The organism is Candidatus Jordarchaeum sp. (genome assembly GCF_052745115.1).
In genome coordinates this window covers 1-7,985 of the sequence record NZ_JBRAKS010000184.1, presented here as the reverse complement: position 1 = coordinate 7,985, position 7,985 = coordinate 1, and the positions used below count along the sequence as shown (strand labels likewise).

Genomic DNA, 7,985 nt, shown 5'->3' with positions numbered 1-7,985 from the left:
CTATTTCAAATAAATTTTTTGACGGTTCATCCCCGAGACTGAAGTCTGGGGCTTTTCCGCCAAAGATTCCTGTAAAAACATTAATTAGTGACCGAACAATTATAAACTAGTTTTTACACCCCATACTATTTAATCGTAAAAGATTAAAATACTTTCAGCCTTTACTTCCAGAACTTTTAGTCTTCTGATAATGGGATTTCCTCCGTTCTTCCTGTTAGTGAATTTATATGTTGTTGAATAGTTCTCATTTCTGAACGAATTTTTGCTCTCTGTGCAGCGTATTCTGCTTTCTTTAAAGCTCCAGCTTGGTATCTTTTTGTAATGTAGTCTAACTGACCTTGAAGTGACCTCATTCTTGACTCTAGGCTGTCTAACTCTTCGCGCGTTGCAACATCAGTAATCAAAGGTGTGGAAGCCGATACTGAACGGGTAACTGTTTGAATAGTACCCGAAGGTGTAGAAATCCCTCCTTGGCTAAGCACTCTCGCCGCAAACGCTCTAAATTCATCGATAAAAACGTCGAATCTCCTTCTCAGAGTAACGACCTCATTCATTAACCTGTCGATTTGAGGTGTATAAGCGGCAGCTATAGGTTGTGCCGCTCTTGATGATTCTTCCATGGGTCTTGTGGTAAGAATTGGTTTAACTCTCTCATCACCTGCTGCACTCTCTGGAGAAATACTTGGTTCAGTTACTAACTCATCGACTTTTTCAGTGCTTGAGACAGTGGGAGTTACTTTAGACTTTGAAGGCGTAACAATCCATCTAAAAATATTTTTTGCTAAATCCATGTTTTGAGAGGTATTAAGTCCACCCATTATCCGATCTCTAAAAATTTCATAGGAGCCTAATGCAACAACCTTTCCATTTCCGTAATTAGAAACTGCTAAAACATTAGCGTCAGGCGGTTCTGCCGTTCTGCTAGTTATTGCTAATGCTTCTGCTTCTCCCACGATTTTTATGCTGCAGCCCGCGGAATAGCATAATTCTGTTATTCCCTCAGATACGGGATGTTCCTTAAATTTCGTGATTTTAGGGAGGTTTTCCAATCCTAGATTTTGTCTTTCATCAATTATCTGATTATTTTGAAAAGATATTCCAAAATTCTCGGCTAACTCGTTAAGATTGGTCCTCAGTCCACGATCACCACCCGCATGGCTTAGTAAAACTGCTCCACCTCCTCTAGAAACAAAATCTACCACCGCTCGGATTTCACCAGGTTGCAGCTTAGACTGATCAGGACAAGGAAAAACTACTACATCAAAATCCTTCAATTTATCAAGTGTAATAGGAAAGTCAACAAATCTAATACACTGAATACCCTCAGTCTCTAAAACTCCTTTAAGAGCGGCATAACTCGTCGTTATGCGTCCTCTTTCCTTTTGCGACTCATCAAATAGAGCACGCCACTTAATTTCGGTCAATGGCAAAACCTCCAATTAACCAATTGATTAGAAAATATTTCTTGCTCAATTTTTTTGCTATTAACATATCTTTAGAAACAAACTTTTTAACCTTTTTTTCATTTTAGATCATCGCTATCAGCGCAGATTATTTTTTACTTAACTACTTGCTATTATTATATGATTTTAGTATGCTTATATATTTCGACACTTTAATTAAAAATCTAGTAGAAAGAGCCCTGTAGCTTCATCTCTAGTTCTTTTAATCCTATGATCGATTTCCATTAAAAATATTTCAAGAGTAACCGACACAATACAACCATTTAAAACATGGCCGCCAAAAGCCTTTCCTTCATCATCTCCCACGACAATATGAGTATGAACCACTACTTCTCCTTCTCTATGAGAAATGTTCCCAATACAAGAAATTACTTCTAAATCTGATTCTAATTTAATAGATTTATATTCACCCTTCTCAAAGAAGCCAATATTTGCCTCGGATAAAGCTCCAATAGCATTAAAAAAACCGGAAACCACTTCATATTTTTTAGCCAATGCTACTAGAGACTCCAATACGTCATCTCCCTTTTCCAGTTTGGCAACAATAATCCTTTTAAAATTAGCCTCAACGGTTCTCATATACTTCACCTCATTAAATAAGTGTAAAACATCATTGTTTTTTGGATTTTCATTTTTTAGTTGAATGATTTCTTTACCTTAAGGTTAGACTTATTTATGTTTTTCACCTTCAATTATCTAGATTTAGAGTTCTATTTTAACAGTGCCTTCCAAAGTAAAATAACTATAAAAAATAAATACATTAAATAAGAGAAGCTGGGAGAAAAAATGAATGAAAGGGTAGGTCTATTCAAATACATTCAACACGAACCTGCCCCAGAAAAAAAAGAAACCTCGATGAAACTCGAAAAGAAAGAAGAAGGGTTCGAAGAAACAGAGGAAGAAGAAGAGAACGATGAAGAGGAAGAAATAGAGGTAGAGTTTGGGGGACTACCTTACTTCTGTCCCGAAAATCATGAACCCGGACTAGTGTTATCAGTAGAGTATGATGGAAAAAATAATCTCGCCTTCGCACGTTTATACGATCCCAAAAATAAGAGAATCTTCTGTTGGTACGACAACACCAACCATCACCCCTATTGCTATACCGATCTTAACGAGGAGAAATTAAAATCCGAAAAAAAACTGATAAATCATGAGGGCTTTTTAGGCTTCGAACAAGTAGAAAAATATGACCTCTTATCAGATAAACTCAAAAAAATGACAAAAATTGTGGCAAATGATCCACTCTCAATAGGCGGTAAGAGTAATTCCATAAGAGAAATTCTGCCCAAAGCATGGGAGGCAAGAATAAGATATCATAACAACTTCATCTTCGATAAAGATCTAATCCCCGGACTCTTTTACCGAATAGAAAAAGGAAACATTGTTCCAACTCCATTCGAAATATCCAGTTCGATTAAAAAAGAAATGGAAACAATTTTAGGAGAAAACTCTGAATTCGAAGACGTGCTCAACGAATTTCTACCATTATTTCTGACACCAGCGCCTGATATTAGAAGAGCTGCCGTTGACATAGAGGTCTACTCCCCTATCAGGGACAGAATACCTGATTCACAAACAGCGGAAAACAAAGTAATAAGCGTGTCTGTAATTTCAAATGAAGGTGAGAGCACCGTTTTTGTTCTAAAGAGAGAACATGTGGAAACTGGTGACTGGCCAAAAGGCTTTCCTGAAGATGTCAAAATAGAGTACTTTGAAGACGAGGCTAAAATGTTAACCACAGTTTTCAAGGCCATGAGTAACTATCCTATCATACTCACTTTTAACGGAGATAATTTTGATCTAAGATACCTCTACAATCGAGCTACAAGACTCGGCATGAAAAAAGAGGAAATACCCATAGTTTTAACCAATGAATTCGCCTACATGTCCACCTCAATTCATATAGATTTGTACCGCTTTTTCCATAATCGATCCATTCAGGTATACGCCTTTTCAGACCGCTACAAAGAGGAAACACTAGACGCCATTTCTAAAGCAATCCTAAACGTCGGAAAAGCCAAACTGGACAAATCTATCCACGAATTATCCCTACTAGATCTAGCCTATTACTGTTGGTGGGACTCCTACGTTACGCTGAATCTAACCCAGTTCGATGATAACCTAGTAATGAAACTAATAATTCTACTCATGCGCATATCCCGCCTATCAATGGAAGATTTAACAAGGCAAGGGGTTTCCTCCTGGATAAAGAACCTCTTCTACTACGAACACCGAATAAGAAACTACCTCATACCCCTTTCAGAAGACATAAATAAAATGAAAGGCATCGGCGAAACCAAAGCAATCATAAAGGATAAAAAATTCAGAGGAGCAATTGTGGTTGAACCAGAAGCGGGCGTCCATTTCAACGTAGCCGTACTAGACTTCGCCTCCCTATACCCCAGCATCATAAAGGAATACAACCTAAGCTATGAAACCGTAAGATGTCCACACCCAGAATGTAAAGACAATATTGTCCCCGAAACAAATCACTGGGTGTGCAAAAAGCGAAAAGGAATAACCTCCATAATAATCGGCTTCCTAAGAGATATCCGCGTAAAATGGTTCAAACCAAGATCCAAAGACCCCTCTTTAAAAGTCAAAGAACGAGCGTGGAACTCTATAGTTGAAAGAGCATTAAAAGTATATTTAAACGCTAGCTACGGAGTTTTTGGAGCCGAACACTTCCCCTTCTTCTGCCTACCAGTAGCCGAGAGCACTGCAGCCATTGGAAGATACGCTATTCAGAAAGCAATCACTAAAGCAAAAACCTTGGGGATGAATATAATCTACGGGGACACCGACAGCGTCTTCATAAAAAACCCCCCGGAAAAAATCATCTCAGAACTGACAAACTGGAGTAAAAAAGAGCTGGGAATAGACCTTGAACTCGATAAGCAGTATAGATATCTTGCCCTCTCAGAAAGGAAAAAGAATTATTTAGGTGTTTTCAAGGACGGAACAGTAGATATCAAGGGTCTTACTGGAAAAAAGAGAAACACACCACAATTCGCCCAGCAAGCTTTTCTTAAAATGGTGGACACTTTAAGCAGGGTTGAATCTGCGGAGGACTTCGATAGAGCCAAAACAGAAATCCAAGAAATCGCAAAGACCTGCTACAACAAAATAAAAAACAAGGAATTCAGCCTAGAAGACTTTGCTTTCCATGTTCAAATATCCAAACCCCTAAAAAGCTACGTAAAAACCACACCTCAACATGTTAAGGCTGCCAGAATGCTAAGCAAGAATGGAAAAGAGCTGAAACCCGGGGATAGAATCTCCTTCGTAAAGGTTAGGGGTAAGGATGGGGTGCGACCAGTTGAACTAGCCAATAAAGAAGAAATTGATACAGAAAAGTATAAGGAATATCTCAAATCCACTTTTGAGCAAGTATTAGATGCCTTGGGCATTGATTTTGATAAGATTATAGGCTTAACCAAGCTGGATTTGTGGGTTTGACGCTTCTTTTTAGTTAAGATTAATAGGAGAGAATTCTGTTATTTATTCTGCTAAACATTTTGTTTAACGCAAATTATTTATCAAATTTGTGCGCTTATTATACTTAATTGTAAAAAATTTTATGAGGCTTAACTATGGAAGTTCGTAATTTACTTATTCGGAATGTTATTCCCATAATGAACCCTGATAATATGGAGCAGTCCGCCGACTCGTTTCTTGCGGACTACGGGGGTTATATGAAACAGATAGCTGCGGTGGCTAAGCACGACTCTGGATTTGCTCTGTACGGAAGTAATGTGGCGCCTATTCATGAAGAGTATGGTGACTTTTTCTCTACGGTTGCCAAAATTACGGATGCGGCTGATATCCGGCTTTATGCGGTTATTTACACGTTTATCGATTCCTACTATGGTGTGGATCCTGCGTATAAAACCTATAACGCCAATGGTATCGCTGATGAAAACTTTGTTTGTCCTGCTCGAGAAGCATTCTGGGCTTATCTCCGTAGCGTTACCGAAGAGGTGATTGAATATCCTATAGCTGGTGTTATACTTTTAGGGAACACTTTTGTGAGGCAGGAGTTTTGCTTTTGTGACAAGTGTAAAAAGGAATTCTCAGAGGTTGCCAGTATAGATGAGGCGTTCACTTGGGATGGCTTACGGGATAATGATCAGCTTTTCTCCAAATGGTTAGATTGGAGAGCTGAAAAAATGTACAATGCCGTATCCGGAATTTATGATGTGGTTAAGCAGAAGGAAGGAGTAGAATTTCTAATAGGCGTTGACATTGATCCTGAGGTAGGCTACGAGAAGGGGGCGTTCAGACACTTTGGTCAAGACTTAGAGGCGTTATCTGGTATATCAAGTCACCTACTATTTAATGTTAGTCCGTGGTCTCCAATTTTACCTGCTGCTGGCTCAACGGAATACAAAGATATGATTGAGAGAATGAGATTCGTTGACAACATAACTGCTCGTAGAAGAAAAGTTTCTTTCAAATATTGGAATTTGAGTGATGAAAATGACTTCGAAACAATCAATGGTATAGCTACTAGATTTAAAGCCAGCCACGTGTTGACAGATTTGGACTTTCCACCAAAATACAGAATATGGAGAGAAGCACACCTAAGTATGGTATAAACTCCCCTCTTATTCACTGAAGTTAATCCCCCTACAATCTACTGTTCTTTATCACTTTATTCTTTTTCTTAAATAAATTAATAAATCAAATTCAACCTCAATAGTACAGCAACCATAAATAAATCTGGAGGTTGAATCCAATTAAAATAGAGGGTATCATTCCTGCCATGGTAACGCTTTTTGACGCAGAACAACAATTAGATGAAAAGGCTATAGGTGCACAGGTAGATTTTTTGGTGAAAAGTGGTGTTGACGGAATTTTCTGTCTTGGCAGTGTAGGGGAGTTCGCCTACTTGAATGAGGATGAGAGAAATAAAACTGTTAAAATCGTAGTGGATAAAGTAGCTGGCAGAGTTCCGGTTATTGCGGGAACAAGCCATTTCAGCACCAGAGGTTCCATAAAACTTTCCAAAGAAGCAGAGAATATTGGTGCCGACGCTGTGATGTCCATTCTTGTCCCCTATTTTCCGCTCACGGACGAAATGATTTACAATTATTATAAGCAACTGTCAGAAGAGATAAATCTACCAATCCTAATTTACAATTTCCCTATGATAACCAACTTTGATATAAGCCCGGAAACTATCGGCAAATTGGCAAAGATAAATAAAATTGTAGGCTTAAAAGACACGGTCCTAGATGCTAATCATACCATAAGAGTATTAGAACTGGTTCCTAAAGATTTCGCTGTTATGCCCGGGTCGGAAATAACATTACAAGCATCCTTAGAAGCAGGAGCAAAAGGAGCAATATTTGGAACCTCTAACATAGATCCCAAACCCCTCTGCGAGGTTTATAACCTGTACAAATCAGGAAATCTGGAAAAGGCTAAAACTAAAATGCAGGAAGCTACAAGGCTCATAGAGGTAATGATCGTAGCCTCTATACAGTGCGGGCCCTCGATACTAAAAAATGCTATGAAACTTAATGGAAGAAAAATAAATACAACAGTTAGAAGTCCGCTACCTGAACTAAACGCAGAACAGCTTGAAAAGTTAAGAGCCGTAATGGAAAAACTGGGTCTTCTCCACAAACAATAATCAAAAATGAAAGCTAAGGGGCTTAAAGCCCATATTCTTAGTAATCTTTCCTGTCTATTATTAATCTACCAATTCTTTTTCTCTTGGTATTCGGCCATGTATCTTTTTACATCCTCATCCGTCAAATCATACCAGTTTTCATAGTAATCAGCAACTGCAAACATGTAAGCGTCACTAATAATGATGCACACTAATTCGTCTACAAATTTTTCCACCAAACTTAAAGATCTTCGAGGAGAAACAGGAACAGCAACTACAATCTTGCCCGGATTCTCCTTTCGTATAGATTTTACAGCAGCAACCATGGTGTAGCCCGAAGCGAGCCCATCATCAACAACAATAACGGTTCGCCCCTGTATTTTTGGAGGTGGACTATCCCCCCGGAATTCTTTTGTTCTTCGCTTCATCTCTTCAATTACTTTTTTTGCTAGTTCCTCGATTTCATCTCTTTTCAAACCTAGACGTTCCACTAATGGTGGGTTTAACACAATAGTACCATCAATTGTCACGGCGCCAAATCCTGCTTCGGGATTCCAGGGAATCTTAATCTTGCGCGTGATAATCATATCCAACTCCGCTTTAAGCTCCAATGCTGTATATACGCCTACTGGAACTCCTCCACGAGGAATGGCAAGAACTATTACCCCTTTATTCCTGTACTTTTCCGACAATAGCTTACCAAGCTCTTTACCTGCGTGTTCCCGATCTTTAAAAATTGAGTACACCATATAGAACCCTGTAAAAACTGAATTGGAAAATCCCTAAAATAATTATCGAAATAATATAAAGCTATTTAATCATTCCTTCTAAAATTGAACATTGTTTTGCACAATGTAATTTGGGTGTTTTTGCTTGGGGTGTATGTGTTTTTGTTTATTTGG

At 38.5% G+C, this 7,985-nt stretch carries 6 protein-coding genes; 3 read left to right on the top strand and 3 right to left on the bottom strand.

Annotated features, from left to right (window positions below; all coding sequences use genetic code 11):
• Positions 1-176 precede the first annotated feature (176 nt).
• Both ACUVXA_RS12950 and ACUVXA_RS12945 read right to left on the bottom strand, forming a co-directional pair.
• Positions 177-1,424 carry a hypothetical protein gene (locus tag ACUVXA_RS12950; protein ID WP_445871691.1) on the bottom strand — a complete coding sequence of 416 codons (1,248 nt, stop codon included), beginning with the start codon at positions 1,422-1,424 and terminating at the stop codon, positions 177-179.
• 195 nt (positions 1,425-1,619) lie between these two features.
• Positions 1,620-2,042, bottom strand: a complete 423-nt coding sequence (locus ACUVXA_RS12945; RefSeq protein ID WP_445871690.1) for a PPC domain-containing DNA-binding protein — start codon at positions 2,040-2,042, stop codon at positions 1,620-1,622.
• A 207-nt stretch (positions 2,043-2,249) separates the two neighbouring features.
• Between ACUVXA_RS12945 and ACUVXA_RS12940 the strand changes: the two genes are divergently transcribed.
• The 3 genes from ACUVXA_RS12940 (at position 2,250) to ACUVXA_RS12930 (ending at position 7,104) form a co-directional block, all read left to right on the top strand.
• On the top strand, positions 2,250-4,925 hold the full coding sequence (locus tag ACUVXA_RS12940) for a DNA-directed DNA polymerase I (RefSeq protein ID WP_445871689.1): 2,676 nt from the start codon (positions 2,250-2,252) through the stop codon (positions 4,923-4,925).
• 134 nt (positions 4,926-5,059) lie between these two features.
• Entirely contained in the window at positions 5,060-6,064 is a 1,005-nt protein-coding gene (locus ACUVXA_RS12935; protein ID WP_445871688.1) for a hypothetical protein, read from the top strand.
• A gap of 131 nt (positions 6,065-6,195) precedes the next feature.
• The gene (locus ACUVXA_RS12930) at positions 6,196-7,104 is read left to right on the top strand and encodes a dihydrodipicolinate synthase family protein (protein ID WP_445871687.1); all 909 of its coding nucleotides are present in this window, start codon (positions 6,196-6,198) and stop codon (positions 7,102-7,104) included.
• 65 nt (positions 7,105-7,169) lie between these two features.
• Here ACUVXA_RS12930 and ACUVXA_RS12925 read toward each other — a convergent pair whose 3' ends face one another.
• Positions 7,170-7,832, bottom strand: coding sequence for a phosphoribosyltransferase (locus tag ACUVXA_RS12925; RefSeq protein WP_445871686.1), 663 nt, complete (start codon positions 7,830-7,832; stop codon positions 7,170-7,172).
• Positions 7,833-7,985: the final 153 nt, after the last annotated feature.

Coding starts and splice junctions, on each gene's coding strand:
- ACUVXA_RS12945 (WP_445871690.1), bottom strand. CDS start 2,042: ATGAGAACCGTTGAGGCTAATTTTAAAAGGATTATTGTTGCCAAACTG.
- ACUVXA_RS12940 (WP_445871689.1), top strand. CDS start 2,250: ATGAATGAAAGGGTAGGTCTATTCAAATACATTCAACACGAACCTGCC.
- ACUVXA_RS12935 (WP_445871688.1), top strand. CDS start 5,060: ATGGAAGTTCGTAATTTACTTATTCGGAATGTTATTCCCATAATGAAC.
- ACUVXA_RS12925 (WP_445871686.1), bottom strand. CDS start 7,832: ATGGTGTACTCAATTTTTAAAGATCGGGAACACGCAGGTAAAGAGCTT.